Annotated in this window: 15 protein-coding genes; all 15 read right to left on the reverse strand. The window is 60.8% G+C overall.

Annotated features, from left to right (window positions below):
• Nucleotides 1-6: 6 nt before the first annotated feature.
• Nucleotides 7-1,161 carry an MFS transporter gene (locus JFU37_RS20580; RefSeq protein WP_201118021.1) on the reverse strand — a complete coding sequence of 385 codons (1,155 nt, stop codon included), beginning with the start codon at nt 1,159-1,161 and terminating at the stop codon, nt 7-9.
• A gap of 305 nt (nt 1,162-1,466) precedes the next feature.
• Complete coding sequence (locus JFU37_RS20585; RefSeq protein WP_201118022.1) at nt 1,467-1,976, reverse strand: DUF1993 domain-containing protein; 510 nt, start codon at nt 1,974-1,976, stop codon at nt 1,467-1,469.
• Between the two features lie 111 nt (nt 1,977-2,087).
• Nucleotides 2,088-3,608 (reverse strand): ArnT family glycosyltransferase, encoded by a 1,521-nt coding sequence (locus JFU37_RS20590; RefSeq protein WP_201118024.1) that lies wholly within the window; start codon nt 3,606-3,608, stop codon nt 2,088-2,090.
• Between the two features lie 3 nt (nt 3,609-3,611).
• Nucleotides 3,612-3,890, reverse strand: a complete 279-nt coding sequence (locus JFU37_RS20595; protein WP_201118026.1) for a lipid-A-disaccharide synthase N-terminal domain-containing protein — start codon at nt 3,888-3,890, stop codon at nt 3,612-3,614.
• Nucleotides 3,887-4,627, reverse strand: a complete 741-nt coding sequence (locus JFU37_RS20600) for a glycosyltransferase family 2 protein (protein WP_201118027.1) — start codon at nt 4,625-4,627, stop codon at nt 3,887-3,889. Before JFU37_RS20600 ends, JFU37_RS20595 begins: the two co-directional genes overlap by 4 nt.
• 46 nt (nt 4,628-4,673) lie before the next feature.
• Nucleotides 4,674-5,651 carry an NAD-dependent epimerase/dehydratase family protein gene (locus JFU37_RS20605; RefSeq protein WP_201118028.1) on the reverse strand — a complete coding sequence of 326 codons (978 nt, stop codon included), beginning with the start codon at nt 5,649-5,651 and terminating at the stop codon, nt 4,674-4,676.
• 288 nt (nt 5,652-5,939) lie between these two features.
• The gene (locus JFU37_RS20610; RefSeq protein ID WP_201118029.1) at nt 5,940-6,815 is read right to left on the reverse strand and encodes an SDR family oxidoreductase; all 876 of its coding nucleotides are present in this window, start codon (nt 6,813-6,815) and stop codon (nt 5,940-5,942) included.
• Between the two features lie 161 nt (nt 6,816-6,976).
• On the reverse strand, nt 6,977-8,125 hold the full coding sequence (locus JFU37_RS20615; RefSeq protein WP_201118030.1) for an acetyl-CoA C-acetyltransferase: 1,149 nt from the start codon (nt 8,123-8,125) through the stop codon (nt 6,977-6,979).
• 40 nt (nt 8,126-8,165) lie between these two features.
• The gene (locus JFU37_RS20620) at nt 8,166-9,221 is read right to left on the reverse strand and encodes an acyl-CoA dehydrogenase family protein (protein ID WP_201118031.1); all 1,056 of its coding nucleotides are present in this window, start codon (nt 9,219-9,221) and stop codon (nt 8,166-8,168) included.
• A 10-nt stretch (nt 9,222-9,231) separates the two neighbouring features.
• Nucleotides 9,232-10,398 carry an acyl-CoA dehydrogenase family protein gene (locus JFU37_RS20625; protein ID WP_201119487.1) on the reverse strand — a complete coding sequence of 389 codons (1,167 nt, stop codon included), beginning with the start codon at nt 10,396-10,398 and terminating at the stop codon, nt 9,232-9,234.
• A gap of 10 nt (nt 10,399-10,408) precedes the next feature.
• Nucleotides 10,409-11,164 carry an enoyl-CoA hydratase family protein gene (locus tag JFU37_RS20630; protein WP_201118032.1) on the reverse strand — a complete coding sequence of 252 codons (756 nt, stop codon included), beginning with the start codon at nt 11,162-11,164 and terminating at the stop codon, nt 10,409-10,411.
• A gap of 11 nt (nt 11,165-11,175) precedes the next feature.
• Nucleotides 11,176-12,243, reverse strand: a complete 1,068-nt coding sequence (locus JFU37_RS20635) for an NAD(P)H-dependent flavin oxidoreductase (RefSeq protein ID WP_201118033.1) — start codon at nt 12,241-12,243, stop codon at nt 11,176-11,178.
• Between the two features lie 2 nt (nt 12,244-12,245).
• Nucleotides 12,246-13,118 (reverse strand): enoyl-CoA hydratase, encoded by an 873-nt coding sequence (locus JFU37_RS20640; protein ID WP_201118034.1) that lies wholly within the window; start codon nt 13,116-13,118, stop codon nt 12,246-12,248.
• A gap of 26 nt (nt 13,119-13,144) precedes the next feature.
• Entirely contained in the window at nt 13,145-13,933 is a 789-nt protein-coding gene (locus JFU37_RS20645) for a CoA-transferase subunit beta (RefSeq protein WP_201118036.1), read from the reverse strand.
• Between the two features lie 12 nt (nt 13,934-13,945).
• Nucleotides 13,946-14,827: a CoA transferase subunit A gene (locus JFU37_RS20650; RefSeq protein WP_201118038.1), complete on the reverse strand. Its 882-nt coding sequence runs from the start codon at nt 14,825-14,827 to the stop codon at nt 13,946-13,948.
• Nucleotides 14,828-14,837 lie beyond the last annotated feature (10 nt).

Here is a 14,837-nt window from a genome sequence, read left to right on the forward strand (position 1 = left end):
AAGCCTTCAGGCGCAGATTTCACGCGGTTTGAAGGTCATCAACGCGATCGTCAGCAGGATCGAGACCAGAATAAATCCGGCGGCCGCGAAACCAAGTCCTTGCAGGCCAACACCGTCGATCACCCGACCGCCGACCATGGCGCCCAGGCCGATCCCGAGGTTGGCGCCGGCAATGTTCAGCGACGCGGCAAAGGCTGGCGCTTCCGGCGCAGCCTTCATCAAACGCACATGACTGACCAGGAACAACGCCGCCTGCGTTACGCCCCAGATCCCCAGTGACGCCGCCAGGCCGACGGGCGAATGAATATTGGGCACCAGCGCCACCATGCCGGCGATCATGAACGCGCAGAACATCATCGAAGCAATCAGCGGATGGCGATCCACCGCGCGGCCGCCCAGCGAGTTGCCGATCAAACCGACCGCGCCGAAGCCCATCAAACACCAGCCGACCACGGCGCCGTCGAATCCGGCCAGGCGTTCAAGGATATCCGCCAGGTAGGTGTAAGCGGTGAACATGCCGCTGAACACCAGGATCGACAACAGCACATGGCCCAGCATCAACGGGCTGCGCAGGATCTTGAACTGCGAGCGGAAGCTCACCTGATGCTGGTGCAGATTGGTTTTCGGCAGGTAGATAAACAGCAGTAAGGCCTTGGCAAACGCAATCACCGCCAGTATGCCGAAGGCACTGCGCCAGCCGAATGCATCGGAGATCAAGGTGCCCACCGGAATGCCAAACACCGTGGCGCAAACAATGCCGAAACCGATCTTGGCGATGGCGCGTCCGGCGTAATCCGGCCCGACAATGTCCACCGCTGTCTCGCTGGCCAATGCCCAGAACACCGGAAGCCCGAGCGCCGGGATCAAACGGGCAACGGCCATCACCCAGATGTTCGGTGCAAACGCTGCGAGGGTGTTGGCCAGACCGAACATGATCAGCACCGAAATGAACAACTTGCGCCGTTCGAACCGGGCGAAATACGCCGTGAGAAACGGTCCGAACGCAGCGACGGTGAAGGCGAACAACGTCACCAGCAATCCCGCTTGCGGGATGCTGACTTCAAGGTCTCGAGCGATGGCCGGCAACAGGCCGACGATGATGAACTCCGTGGTCAGCACCGTGAAACCGGCGGCGGACAACAGAAGGATGGGCAACAGCATGCAAAACTCCAGAAAACGCCAACACCAGCGATAGCCCGAGGGCCCACTGGCAGTACATGAAAATGAGGTTGGCGGATCTTAACAGAGTGTTTCCGATCAGGGTTGCACGAACCTGCTTATCTCGTTGATCGCCCGGGCCGGCAGATCCCCCCATCCTTGTAGGAGCGAGCTTGCTCGCGAAGGTGGGTCAGCCGACACCTATGTAGCTGACACACCTTCGCGAGCAAGCTCGCTCCTACAGACATGGGGCACGAAAAAGCCCGCCAAGGCGTGAACCTTGGCGGGCTTTTTTGTATCTGGACGGTTTAGAACGCGCCCATGTAATCGCGCTTGCCCACTTCCACACCGTTGTGGCGCAACAGCGCATAGGTGGTGGTGACGTGGAAGAAGAATTGCGGCAAACCGTAGCTCAGCAGGTAAGCCTGACCGGTGAAGCGCTTCTCTTTCGGCGTGCCCTGGCGGGTGATGATCTCAATGCCTTCCTTGCCGTTGATCTGTTCAGGCTTGATCTCGCCGATGAAGGCCAGAACCTTGGTCAGCAACGCTTGCAGCTCGGCGAAGGTGGTTTCGCTGTCGTCGTACTTCGGCAGCTCGACTTCAGCCAGACGCGCGGAAACGCCCTTGGCGAAATCAACGGCGATCTGCACCTGACGCACCAGCGGGAACATGTCCGGGTACAGACGGGCTTGCAGGAACGCGTTCGGGTCGATGTTCTTGGCCGTCGCGTGGGCTTCGGCCTTGTTCAGCACATCGCTCAGGGCGGTGAGCATTTGTTTGAAAACCGGGACAGAAGCGTCGTACAGGGAAATAGTCATGGCAGTCTCGTGTGGTGACAGGAGGAAACGTCGGCCGATTATAGCCATGCTCGCCCCTCCTGCGAGGTGTCTTTTATCCGGTGTTCACCTGAAGGATCAGGGGCGGATTGCTCAGGTTTTTTCGGGTCCCCAGCTGAAGCGATAGACATGGCCAGGCTGTCCCGGATGGCATTTGCCGTTATCGGCCTCGGCACCGACAATCGACCATTGCGCACGGGAGGTTTCACCCAGTTCACGGGCGGTCTGAGGGTTGAAACACTGGCTCAGCAACTCGTCCGGAACCAATGCGTAGGCCCGAGGGTGTTCGCGCAGCCATTGAGCGGCCTGCTCGACCGTAGAGTCGGCCATACCGAAATGCACGATCGGCTGGCGGGCGTAGAGCCAGTGGCCTTCGCGCCAGTTGACCAGTACCAGCTCTGCGCCATCGGTCAGGGTCGCTGCCTGCGCCATGATCTCTACATGCGGATTGGGACCGTCCTTGATCGGCTCGATGAAACCGCGGGCGATCCATAGCACAAACCAGGTCACGACCAGTGCCTTGAATACCTGTCGACCACGCGGGCGCTGGCTGAACCAGCGTTTGAGCAACCAGGGAATCAACGGTGCAGCCGCCAGCACCAACCCGGGCAGCGCCGGATAGATGTACAACTTGCGTTTGCCGGCGCTGATGCAAAAAAACAGTACGACCAGTGCGACCCATCCCAGCAGCACCAGCATTCGACCGTCATGCTTGCGCAGTTGCTTGCGCCAGGCGGGAACCAGCCACGGCAGCGCGAGCACCAACGGCAGCCAGTACTGAGGGATGACATTGGTGAAGAAATACCAGAACGGTTCGCGATGGTCCCACGAGGCGGCATAGCGCCCTGCCGTCTGGCGCAGCAGGATTTCTCGCGCGTAGGCGAGTTCCTCGGCGCCGCCGTTCAGCACAATGGACAAGGCCAAGGGCAGCAACCAGATCGCGATGGCGCCCAGCATGATCAAAAACCCGAGCAACCACTTGCGCTTCTCGCCCGGCATGGCCACCACACCCGACCAGTCTTTGCGCACCGCGTAAGCATAGGGAATCAGCATCAGCGCCGGGAGAAAACCCACCCCTTTGGTAATCACGCCAATACCCATGGCCGCGCAACCCACGTAAAACCAGCGCCAGGCGGGGCCGAGCAGCAGGTGACGCGCCAACCCGTACATCCCGACGGAGGTGAACAGAACCAAGAAACTGTCGATCTGGCCGGTCTGCAGGATGCTGTAGGTTTGATAAGTCGCCAGGTACAACAGTGCCGCTATACGGCCGATACGCTGATTCCAGAGCCTGCGACCCAGGTCATAGACCGCCGCCGTGACCGTCACGGCCGACAGAAGGCCCGGAATATAAAGGGCGATAGAAGGCTTGCCGGTGAGCCAGGCAAAAAACGCCACCGTCCACATGAACACCGGCGGTTTGTCGCCGTAGATCTCCGCCGCACGGTGGGGAATCAGCCACGAACCGTTGTGCAGCATCTCCAGCGCAACGCCGAGGAATCGCTCCTCGTCGACATTCTGCGGCACACGCAGCCCAAGTCCCGCGCCGATCAATAAAAGAGCAAGCAGCATCAAGCCAAGGCATTCGACCCTGGGTGATAAGGATCTGCGCATGATTTATTCCTTCGGATGTTTGCTTTTGGCAATCAATTGCAGGTTGCGAAAATAGACGATGGAACCGAACGCCTGACCGGCGATGAAGACCGGGTCTTGTCGGTAAATGGCATAAAAAAGCAGCAGGGTGCTACCGACGATGCTCAGGTACCAGAAGCTCACCGGAATCACGCTGCGTTTCTGGTATTCGCTGTACAGCCACTGCAGGACGAAACGACCGGTGAAGGCTATCTGACCCACAAAGCCGATCACCAGCCAGAGGGTTTCGCGGGAGAGGTTCATCCTTCGATCTCCTGCGCATTCGTATTCAGACGCGTGCGCTTGATCAGCCACCAAACGCCGATCAGGTCGAGAATGCCCACCAGGGCGCGGTCGATGTTGCCGTATTTGGAGACACCGGCCGTGCGCGGTCGATGGTTGACCGGATGGACGATCATTCGGCCGTTGTGCCGCTGGATCAGTGCCGGAATGTACCGATGCATATGGTCGAAGTACGGCAGGCGCAAAAACGCCGCACGCTCGATCACTTTCAGCCCGCAACCGGTGTCCGGGGTATCGTCCTTCAGCATGCGGCGACGCAGGGCGTTGGCAAACCGTGAGGCCCAACGCTTACTGGCGGTATCCCGACGGTTGACACGGTGCCCAGCCACCAGTTGCACGTCGACGCGAGTCTGCTGACCGCGCACCAGCGCCAACATTCCCGGAATATCCGCAGGGTCGTTCTGACCATCGCCATCGAGTGTGGCCAGCCATTGCCCCCGAGCGGCGATCGCCGCGTGATAGAGCGAGGTACTTTGCCCCAGCGAACGTTCATGATGCAGGATACGCAACTGGCTCAGGCCGTTGTGCTTGATCTGCCCCAGTTCATGCAAGGTGGCATCGGTACTGCCATCGTCCACGACGATGATTTCGTACGATTCATCGGCCAAAGCAACACGGACTTCTTCAAGCAACAGCTTGAGATTGTTCGCTTCGTTCTTTGCGGGAATCAGTACGGATACAAAAATGTCATGGCTCATATAGGCCCTCGATTACTTTGGTCTTTTTTTATAAAGGGCGAACAGTTCATATTTGATAGAACTGGCGATACCACTTCACAAATTCCTTCACACCGGTTTCAACCGCCACCTGCGGACTGAAGTCGACCCATGTGGCCAGTGCCGAGATATCGGCCCAGGTCTTGACCACATCGCCAGCCTGCAACGGCAACAAGTTGCGCTGGGCCTGCATACCCAGCGCGTCCTCCAGGCATTCGACAAAATCCAGCAGCGCCACCGGCATGCCGCGCCCGATGTTGAACAACCGGTTGGCACCTTCGGCCGCCCCGTCCGCCACCGGCGGTCGTAGGCGCAGACGGGCAATGCTTTCGACAATGTCGTCAATGTAGGTGAAATCGCGCGCCATCAGCCCCTGGTTATAGATATCAATCGGCAGGCCTTTAAGCATCGCTTCAGTAAATTTGAACAGCGCCATGTCGGGCCGTCCCCACGGCCCGTAAACGGTGAAAAAGCGCAAACCGCTGGCCTTCAAGCCATACAAATGGCAGTAAGTTTGAGCCAACAATTCATTGGCTCGCTTGGTGGCGGCATAGAGTGAAATGGGATGATCGACAGCATCCTCGACACTGAACGGCATTTTGCTGTTGGTGCCATACACCGAGCTGCTCGAAGCATAGATCAAATGCGCGGGACGATAGTGCCGGCAGGCTTCCAGCACATTGAGAAAGCCCACGAGGTTCGTTTGCGCATAAACGTCGGGATTGTCCAGCGAATAACGAACGCCCGCCTGCGCGGCCAAATGCACGACTTCTGAAAAACCATAATCGCTGAACAACGCCATCAATGCCGGCTTGTCGACGATGTCCAGCGTCTGGAATCGAAAGCCCGGCAAGGACTCCAGTTCTTTGAGACGCGCGCGTTTGAGCGACACGTCGTAGTAGTCGTTGAGGTTATCGATGCCGACTACTTCATGCCCGTCGAGACATAAACGCCTAGCCGTGTGAAACCCGATGAAACCAGCGGCGCCAGTGACCAGAATGGTCATGACGCGTACGCGCGAATCAGCGCACTGTGCTTGGTCAATGTCAACGTCAACTTCATGCCTTGCTCCATACTACCGTTAATAAGGCCCGTGACGTCGCCACTCCAGGAAGCGCGCAGGATCCTGCCTTGAGGACCCGGGTCCGCGGCCATACATTCGGTGCCTACCGAATTATAAAAGCGATACTAACAAATCATTAATGATTTTTGATAGTTGCCTGCAGAGAGCAAAGAAATGTGTTGCCATCGGCGTTTGCCAATCGGTGAAGCGTTCCTCCGTCTTTTTATCCGGTCAACTGCCGTAGACTTTCGCCGCCGGAACGACCTGTGCCACCAGTTGGGTGACCGCTTCGCCCATCTCGTCCACCGCCCATCGGCCGTTACGGTCCAGTTCCGGGCCTCGGCGCCAGCCGTCGGCAATCGACAACTTGCCACCCTCGACCTCAAACATCTGCCCGGTGATTTCGCGAGAAGCCTCGGACCCGAGCCAGACCACCAGCGGTGCGACGTTTTCCGGGGCAAAGTAATCGAAACCCTCTTCAGGCTTTTTCATGGTGTCGGCGAACACCTGCTCGGTCATGCCGGTGCGCGCCGCCGGGGCCAACGCGTTGACGGTAATCCCATAGCGCCCCAGTTCAGCAGCCTGGACCAATGTCAGCGCCGCAATGCCGGCCTTGGCCGCCGCGTAGTTGGACTGACCAATGGAGCCCTGCAAACCTGCGCCGGAGCTGGTGTTGATGATCCGCGCGTTTACCGTGGCACCGACCTTGGCCTGTTCGCGCCAGTAACGTGTGGCGTGGCTGGCGATACAGAAATGGCCTTTGAGGTGCACGGCCACCACGGCATCCCAATCAGCTTCGGTGAGGCTGGCGAACATGCGGTCGCGGCAGATGCCGGCGTTGTTTACCACCACGTTCAGGCCACCGTAGGTTTCAATCGCCTGACGCACGATCAACGCCGCATCGTCATAGCGGGTGATGTCGTTGCTGTTGGCCACGGCGCTGCCGCCCTGCTCGAGAATTTCGCCGACCACGGCCAGCGCCGCTTCACGGTTGATGTCGTTGACCACCACTTTGGCGCCCTCGGCGGCGAAGGCCAGTGCGTAGGCGCGGCCCAAACCGCCACCGGCGCCAGTGATGATCACGATGCGGTTCTCACAGATGTTCATGTTGCTATTCCTTCACATTATTCGCTCGTCGACACAATCCCCTGTGGGAGTTGGCTTGCCTGCGATGCAGACGCCGCGGCGTGTCAGGTCCACCGCAGTGATCCCATCGCGGGCGAGCCACGCTCCCACAGGATCAGTGTGCATCCCGGAATCGGGTCAGCTTACAAGCGTTCGATAATTGTCACGTTGGCCTGGCCACCGCCTTCGCACATGGTCTGCAAACCGAAGCACCCACCACTGCGTTCCAGTTCATGCAGCAGGCTGCACATCAAACGGGTGCCGGTGGCGCCCAGGGGATGGCCAAGGGCAATCGCCCCGCCATTGACGTTGGTCTGCTCATGGGGATAACCCGTCTCCTTGAGCCACGCCATCGCCACCGACGCGAAGGCTTCGTTGATCTCCACCCGGTCAATGTCTTCCAGCTTCATGCCGGCGCGTTTGAGCGCGTAAGCGGTCGCCGGGATCGGTGCGGTGAGCATCCAGATCGGGTCGTCGGCGCGCACGCTCAGGTGGTGGATGCGTGCTCGAGGCGTCAGCCCGTAACGCTTGAGCGCCGCTTCGGAGACAATCAATATCGCGCTGGCCGCGTCGCAGGTCTGGCTGGAGACCGCCGCCGTCACCCGATCACAGCCAAACAGATATTCCAGTTCGGCCATTTTCGCCAGGCTGGTCTGGCGCGGCGTTTCGTCGTGTACGACCCCGGCCAGCGGCACGATCTCGCGGTTGAACCGCCCTTGCTCGATGGCCCGCAATGCTCGCTGATGCGACTCCAGTGAATAGGCCTCCAGCTGCGCCCGGGACAACTCCCACTTCTCGGCGATCATTTGCGCCGAACGAAACTGCGTCGGCGGTTGCGCACCGTAGCGCCGGACCCAACCTTCGGAGCCGCTGAACGGGTCGCGAAAGCCCAGCGGTTCAGCGGCGATCATGGCCGAGGAAATCGGGATCTGGGTCATGGTTTGCACGCCACCGGCGACAACCACATCTTGAGTGCCGCTCATCACTGCCTGGGCGGCAAAGTGCACCGCTTGCTGGGACGAACCGCACTGGCGATCGATGGTAGTGCCAGGCACCGATTGCGACAGGCCGGCGGCCAGCCAACTGGTCCGGGCAATGTCCCCGGCCAGCGGGCCAATGGTGTCGACACAGCCAAAGATCACGTCGTCGTAATCCTCATCGGGGATGTCGTTGCGCTCGACCAGCGCGCGCAAGACATGGGCGCCCAGATCGGCCGCGTGAATCTGGCTCAAACCACCCTTGCGCCGGCCGGTGGGCGTGCGCAGAGCGTCTACAATATAGGCTTCAGGCATGGTCTACCTCGCAGTCAGTTGAAGTCGGGCACGGTCGCCGTCAGAAAGTATTGCCAGCACCCAGGGCGTGATTGCCGTTAAACAACGCCGCACGGATTCGTCCTTTGTGATGGCCGCGATCACCCCAGACCTTGTCCAGCGCCCAGGCGCGTTTCATGAACAGGTGCAGGTCGACTTCCCAGGTGTAACCCATGGCGCCGTGAGCCTGAATGGTGTTTTTGGCCGCAAGCATCGCTGCTTCCGAGGTCGCCAATCTGGCATGGGAAATCAACACCTCCTGACCCGGCTGTTGCTCCGCCAGTGCATAGGCGGCGCGATACAACGGTCCCTTGGCAAATTCGATCTGCACCGCAATATTGGCCATCAAGTGCTTGACCGCCTGGAACGAACCGACCGGTTTGCCGAACTGTTTGCGTTCGAAGGTGTAATCCACCGCGAGATCGACCATGCGTTTGGCCAGCCCGAGCAACTGCGCGGCACTGCCTAGCGCCCCGCGGTTAAACGCAGCGGCCCATAAACGCCGCCCTTGTTCACCGGCAGCCACACAGGTAGCGGACGTTGGTGTCCAGTCGACCTGGAACAGTTGACGACTGGGGTCGATAGATACATTGCGGGTCAATCGCACGGTGCCACGCTCAACCGCGTGCACCTCATCGCCATGGGCCAGCAACAGCAAATCGGCGACATGGGCATCGCTGACCAGCGGGTTACCCGGCTCGGCGATCGCCAACCGCGCGCGGCCTTCAGCGACGCGCACCAACCAATGTTGCTTAAGCGCCGCGTGACGTTCATCAAGGGCAGCGAGCAACGGCACGCCGATCAGCATCGTCTCCACCAGCGGCTCCGGCAGACCGGCGTAACCACATTCCTGAGCGATCAAAATGAAGTCCAGTTCATTCATTCCCATCCCGTCATGCGCCTCGGGCACGGTCAGCGCAGTGAGGCCCAACTCCACCAGTTGCGCCCAGAGCCGGTCGCTGCGCCCGCTGTCACTGAGCCACAGTTCGCGAATGCGCTCCGGGGTCACTTCGTTGATCAAAAAACTTCTGACGTTGTCCTGAAACAGCAATTGGTCGCGGCTGAAACTAAAGTCCATGATTGATTCCTCAGGCACGCGGCATGCCGAGCATGCGTTCGGCAATGATGTTGCGCTGGATCTCGTTGGTGCCGGCGTAAATCGGCCCGGCCTGGGCAAACAGAAAACCTTCTAGCCAATGGCCAACATCGCCAGCGGCGGGAGCCTCGGGCAGCAGCTCGCCGCGCCATCCGAGAATGCTCAGGGCGGTGTCGTGCATGCGCTGATCGAGTTCCGACCAGAAAATTTTATTGGTCGAGGATTCCGGCCCGATCTTCCCGCCCTGCACCAGTTGCGAGGCGGTCATGTAGGTGTTCAGGGTGTAGGCCTCAGCGTCGAGCCAGGCGCGCATAACCGCTTCGCCAATCGCCGGATCACGGTCGGCTTGCTCACGATTCGACTGGTACAGCTGCACTAGACGCCGGGCGGTTTCCTGAAAACGTGCCGGCGAACGCAGCAACAACCCGCGCTCGAATCCGGCAGTGGACATCGCCACATGCCAGCCCATGCCCTCGCCGCCCAACGCGTTCTCCACCGGCACTTTGACGTCGTCAAAGAAAATCTCGGCGAACCCCGGCAAGCCATTGAGCTGAGGAATGGGCCGTACGGTGATTCCCGGGGTATCGAGCGGCAGCAAAATAAACGTAAGGCCCTGATGGCGCTGCGAGTGAGGGTCGGTGCGGAAAATCCCGAACGCCCAATCGGCCCACACCGCACGGGTCGACCAGGTTTTCTGGCCGTTGATCACGTAGTGGTCGCCCACCCGTTCAGCCCTCGAGCGAATCGCCGCCATGTCGGAGCCGGCACCCGGTTCGGACCAGGCCTGGGCCCAGATTTCTTCCCCGGTGGCCATGCGCGGCAGAAATCGCGCTTTCTGTTCTTCACTGCCGTATTCCATCAGTGTCGGCCCGAGCAGGAAGATGCCATTCTGGTTGACCCGTGCGGGGGCACCGGAGCGGTAGTACTCCTCTTCGAAAATCAGCCACTCGATCAGGTCGCAACCGCGCCCACCGAGTTCGGTTGGCCAGGTGACCATACCCCAGCGTCCCTCATTGAGGCGGGTTTCCCAGGCACGATGCTCGGCAAATCCCTGCTCGGTGTCGAACGATTGCAGCGGTTCACTGGGTACATTGGCCGTCAGCCAGGCCCGCGCTTGCGCGCGAAAGGCCTGCTGGGCCGGGGTGTATGTCAGGTCCATGAGAGTGCCTTCAGCCGTTGAATCGGGCATCGCGTTTCTCGACGAACGAGTCGCGTGCTTCCTGAGAGTCCAGTGAGCGATAAGCCTCGAGAGTGAAGCCCTGCTCCCAGCGATATTTATCTTCCAGATTGCCGTCTTCGATGCCGCTCAAGGCCTCCTTGGCCAGGCTGATCATGGCCGGGCTTTTGGCGGCGATGGCGCGGGCGATCTGCAATGCGGCTTCACGCAAGTCTTCGCGCTTGACCACACGCTCCACCGCACCGAGACGCCAGGCCTCGGCGGCGTCGATCATCTCGCCGGTGAAGTACATGTGCCGCACCTTCTGCACCGGGAACAGCCGCTGCAAATGGGCGCCGCCGCCCATGGCGCCGCGATCCACTTCGGGCACCCCGAAACGGGCGCACTCGGAGGCCACCAGAATGTCGGCAGCGCCGCAGAGGCCGATGCCGCCGCCAAGGACGAAGCCGTGCACGGCGACGATCACCGGTTTCGGATTACGGTGGATCGCCTTGAAGCTGTCGTAGTTGCCCTTGTTCACCGCCACGATCAGGTTGCCGTCGGCGGCCAGTTCCTTGATGTCGACCCCGGCACAGAAGCCGCGACCTTCAGCACGAATGACGATCACCCGGACGCTGGAGTCGCGACCGAAGCTTTCGATTTCGCTGGCGATATCGGCCCAGCCCTGACAATTGAAGGCGTTGACCGGTGGCTGGTTGAACACCAGTTCGGCGATGCCGTTTTCGATACTGACGCTAAATGGTTTCATGCCTTTCCCCTTCACAACACACGGCGGCACAGCTCGCCCAAGCGCGCTTCAGCGTCGCGGACGATCTGTTCAATCAATTGGGCGCAGCTGGGCAAGCTGTCGATGGACGCGGCGATCTGGCCGGCGGGCAATACGCCGACCGCCGGTTGCCCGTCGACCATGGCTTTCTGGATCACCATCGGTGCGTTGGCGGCCATGAGGCTTTGCGCGGCCGTCAGCTCTGCGCTGCCACGCATCTTCAGCGCGCTGCCGAGCAGTTGAACCAGGCTTATGCCGCTATGGCGGCGGTAGGCCAAGCCACTGCGCACCGCCAGCAACCAGCGCTTGAGACCGCCGCTGGCTTCTAGTTGGTTGAGCAATTCGTTGCGGATCATCCGTTGTGGCATGCCGTCGATGGCGCGGCTGATGATGATCGCCGCGGGGTCCTTGACCGCCAGGTATCGCGCCAGCGTCGCCCGCGGCACCGGGCTGTCGGCGCACATCAGAAAGCGTGTACCCATCGCGATGCCTTCGGCGCCATAGGCCAGGGCGGAAACCAGGCCTTTGCCGTCCTTGAAACCACCGGCCGCCACCACCGGCACCGAGACCGCGTTGACCACTTGGTCGAGCAGCATCAAGGTCGGCACCGAACCGGTATGCCCACCGCCCTCGCCGCCCTGCACGGTCACCGCGTCGGCGCCCATTTCCACGGCTTTCTGCGCATGCTTGAGCGCACCGACCGTGGGAATACACACCACGCCGGCGTCTTTCAGACGACTGATCATCTGCTTGCCGGGCGATCGGCTGTAGCTGACCGCCCGGACCTTATGACGCAGTACCAACTCGACGATCTCGCCGGCATTGGCCTGGTACATATGAAAATTGACGCCGAACGGTTGATCGGTCAGGCGTTTGGTTTCGAGGATCGCCGCTTCCATGTGCTGCGGTTCGATGGTCGCCCCGGCGAGAAAACCAAAGCCACCGGCATTGCCTGTGGCCGCCACCAGTTTCGGGTCGGCGACCCAACCCATGGCGGTCTGGATGATCGGATAGCGGCAACCGAGCAGTTCGGTCAAACGGGTATTCAACGAGATCGCCATGCTCACGCCCCGCCCGTTTTACGTTGCGAACTGGCCATGGCCTTGGCGTCATAACCGCCGAGGCGGTCGCCGGACACCAGCTCATTGTGGGCGTGGGCGAAGTGATGCAGACCGAACACCATGTCCATGGTCGCGCGCTTGCCCATCAGGTCTTCGGCATTGTTCACCGCCTGTTTGCTCAGTTGCAAACCGAGGCGCGGCATCTGCCCAATGCGCCCGGCGATGTCGAGAGTCTGTTGTTCAAGCTCGTCGCGGGCCACCACTCGATTGAGCATGCCCATCTGGTAGGCGCGGGGTGCGGGCATGCGCTCGCCGAGGAACAGAAACTCCTTGGCGATGCGCGGGTTCAGTTCATGCGCGTGGGCAAAATACTCGACCCCTGGAATGCCCATGCGCACCACCGGGTCGGCGAAATAGGCGTCTTCGCTGGCGACGATCAAATCGCAAACCCAGGCCAGCATCAGCCCGCCGGCAATGCACGCGCCCTGGACCATGGCGATGGTCGGTTTGGGCATGTCGCGCCAGCGTCGGCACATGCCCAGATAGACTTCTTGTTCCCTGGCGTAAAGAAATTCACCGCCCGGTTTGTTCACATGGTCGTACCACAGGCTCGCCCGGTCGAACGTCTGATCGACATCACGGCCCGGGGTGCCGATGTCATGCCCGGCGGAGAAATGCTTGCCGGCGCCACGCAACACAATGACCTTCACTTCATCGTCATCACAGGCCCGGCGAAACGCCGCGTCCAGCGCATAGGTCATCTGCGAGTTCTGCGCGTTGTGGTACTCGGGGCGGTTCATGGTGACCAACGCCACCGCGCCACGCACCTCGTAAAGCACCACCTCGGCCTGATTATTATCGTTATGTTCAGCCATCACTTTTCTCCAAAACCGGGGGACGCTCAGCGCTGGCCTGGCGGGTTGTCTTTGAGCTGAGTGGCGCGCAGGTTGTGCGGGTCCAGGCGCTGGATCAGCTGCAGTTGTTCAACCGTCGGCGCCACCGTGGCCGGGCAGTTTTGCGGTACGTGCAGCTCAAACCCGGTGTTGTCCTGAACCTGAGCAACGGTGACGCCAGGGTGGAGCGAGCGAATGCGCATCTGGCGCTGCGGCCCCTGGAAATCCAGCACGCACAGGTCGGTGATGATCAGGCGGATATCGATCTCGTCCAGCGACCAGCCACGCGCAAGGCGAGCCGGGTTGTAGCCGACCGAGGCGACCATATCGACCTCGCCTTCGACGAATACCCGCCGGTTGTGGCTGGGCACGCAAAAGGAGTTGGCGTGGCTGATCGAGTTGCCAGGAAAACCGCGCACCCCGAGCATCTGCGCCTTGGGTTTGGCGTAGTCGCCGATGCAGGAGATGTTGGCCTGACCGAAACGGTCTATCTGGGTCGGGCCCACCAGCGCATGGCGCTTACCGCCCCAGACGTTGTCGAAAATTCGCGAGAAGCCCATCCAGCTGTCGCGCTTGGGTTGATAGCCGTTGCGTGCGCCAAGGGGTACCGGCTCGGCGACCATGTAGGCTTCGGAATCGGTCATCAACAGCTGCGGATTGCTGCTGAGCATGGCCAGTGACGCGGCCAGGCGCGGGATCACGCCGATGCCGCTGGCCAGCACCTCGCCGTCGTCGCGCCAGGCTTCGGAGGCGGCGCAGATCATCAGCTCAGCGAGGCTGTAAGTCGTAGTGCTCATCGGAAGGCTCCCTTAGAAAATCGGCAACGGCAGTTGGCGGATCGCAGTCAGGCCACCGACCTTGTCCAGATACTGTTCGTGGGTGCAGTCGACGTAGTCACGGACGTAGCCCTGCCAGCCATCGACGGCCTGAGCCGTGGCGTTGTAGGCCTTGAAGTGCGCGACGTCGAAACCGTACAGCGGCCCGCAGGAAGACGGATGCGCCCCGCCCGGCACGTGGGCCACGGCGGTGGTCAGGTTGCGTTCCCAGAACACTTGGTGCGCCTGCCCGGCATCGCGGTGGAAATATTCGCTGTCCACCAGCTCATCGCAGGTCACGTAGCTGTGGGTCGCGGCCCGCACGAACAGGTCGTCCATGTAGTGATCGGTGCCGCTGATCTGGCACACACCGCGCACATCGGCACGGTCGACATGCACCAGCGCTGCATCAAGCTTGAGCGCCGGCATGGCCACCCAGTCCTTGCCATCGGCGTATGGCGAGGCGATCAATTTGATCTGCGGGTTATGACGCAGCACATCCGTGCCCAGGCCCACCGCGGTCGGAATAAAAGGCACCTTCATTGCCGCTGCCCGCAAGCCCAGCAAGAGCATACCTTCGTCGATTTCCATCACCTCCAGCGCGGCTTCCTGACGGGCCTTGCGGAAATACGGCTCCAGTGGAATGAAGTCCAGAGAAACGAAAGCGAATACCAATTTCTTGATCTTGCCAGCTGCGCAGAGCATGCCGACATCGGCGCCGCCGTAGGCGATCACAGTAAGGTCTTTAAGGTCCGAGCGCAGAATTTCGCGCACCAGCGCCATGGGTTTGCGTCGCGGGCCCCAACCACCGATGCCGATAGTCATGCCGTCACGCAGTTGGCCGACGATCTCGGCTGTGGTCATTTGCTTGTCCATGGTCATATTC

The organism is Pseudomonas sp. TH41 (genome assembly GCF_016650695.1).
Taxonomy (GTDB): Bacteria; Pseudomonadota; Gammaproteobacteria; order Pseudomonadales; family Pseudomonadaceae; genus Aquipseudomonas.

Excerpts from the sequence above, each read along its gene's own strand:
- JFU37_RS20630 (WP_201118032.1), bottom strand. The coding sequence starts at position 11,164 with ATGAAACCATTTAGCGTCAGTATCGAAAACGGCATCGCCGAACTGGTG.
- JFU37_RS20620 (WP_201118031.1), bottom strand. The coding sequence starts at position 9,221 with ATGGACTTTAGTTTCAGCCGCGACCAATTGCTGTTTCAGGACAACGTC.
- JFU37_RS20635 (WP_201118033.1), bottom strand. The coding sequence starts at position 12,243 with ATGGCGATCTCGTTGAATACCCGTTTGACCGAACTGCTCGGTTGCCGC.
- JFU37_RS20590 (WP_201118024.1), bottom strand. The coding sequence starts at position 3,608 with ATGCGCAGATCCTTATCACCCAGGGTCGAATGCCTTGGCTTGATGCTG.
- JFU37_RS20615 (WP_201118030.1), bottom strand. The coding sequence starts at position 8,125 with ATGCCTGAAGCCTATATTGTAGACGCTCTGCGCACGCCCACCGGCCGG.
- JFU37_RS20645 (WP_201118036.1), bottom strand. The coding sequence starts at position 13,933 with ATGAGCACTACGACTTACAGCCTCGCTGAGCTGATGATCTGCGCCGCC.
- JFU37_RS20610 (WP_201118029.1), bottom strand. The coding sequence starts at position 6,815 with ATGAACATCTGTGAGAACCGCATCGTGATCATCACTGGCGCCGGTGGC.
- JFU37_RS20650 (WP_201118038.1), bottom strand. The coding sequence starts at position 14,827 with ATGGACAAGCAAATGACCACAGCCGAGATCGTCGGCCAACTGCGTGAC.
- JFU37_RS20585 (WP_201118022.1), bottom strand. The coding sequence starts at position 1,976 with ATGACTATTTCCCTGTACGACGCTTCTGTCCCGGTTTTCAAACAAATG.
- JFU37_RS20605 (WP_201118028.1), bottom strand. The coding sequence starts at position 5,651 with ATGACCATTCTGGTCACTGGCGCCGCTGGTTTCATCGGGTTTCACACG.
- JFU37_RS20595 (WP_201118026.1), bottom strand. The coding sequence starts at position 3,890 with ATGAACCTCTCCCGCGAAACCCTCTGGCTGGTGATCGGCTTTGTGGGT.
- JFU37_RS20580 (WP_201118021.1), bottom strand. The coding sequence starts at position 1,161 with ATGCTGTTGCCCATCCTTCTGTTGTCCGCCGCCGGTTTCACGGTGCTG.
- JFU37_RS20640 (WP_201118034.1), bottom strand. The coding sequence starts at position 13,118 with ATGGCTGAACATAACGATAATAATCAGGCCGAGGTGGTGCTTTACGAG.
- JFU37_RS20600 (WP_201118027.1), bottom strand. The coding sequence starts at position 4,627 with ATGAGCCATGACATTTTTGTATCCGTACTGATTCCCGCAAAGAACGAA.
- JFU37_RS20625 (WP_201119487.1), bottom strand. The coding sequence starts at position 10,398 with ATGGACCTGACATACACCCCGGCCCAGCAGGCCTTTCGCGCGCAAGCG.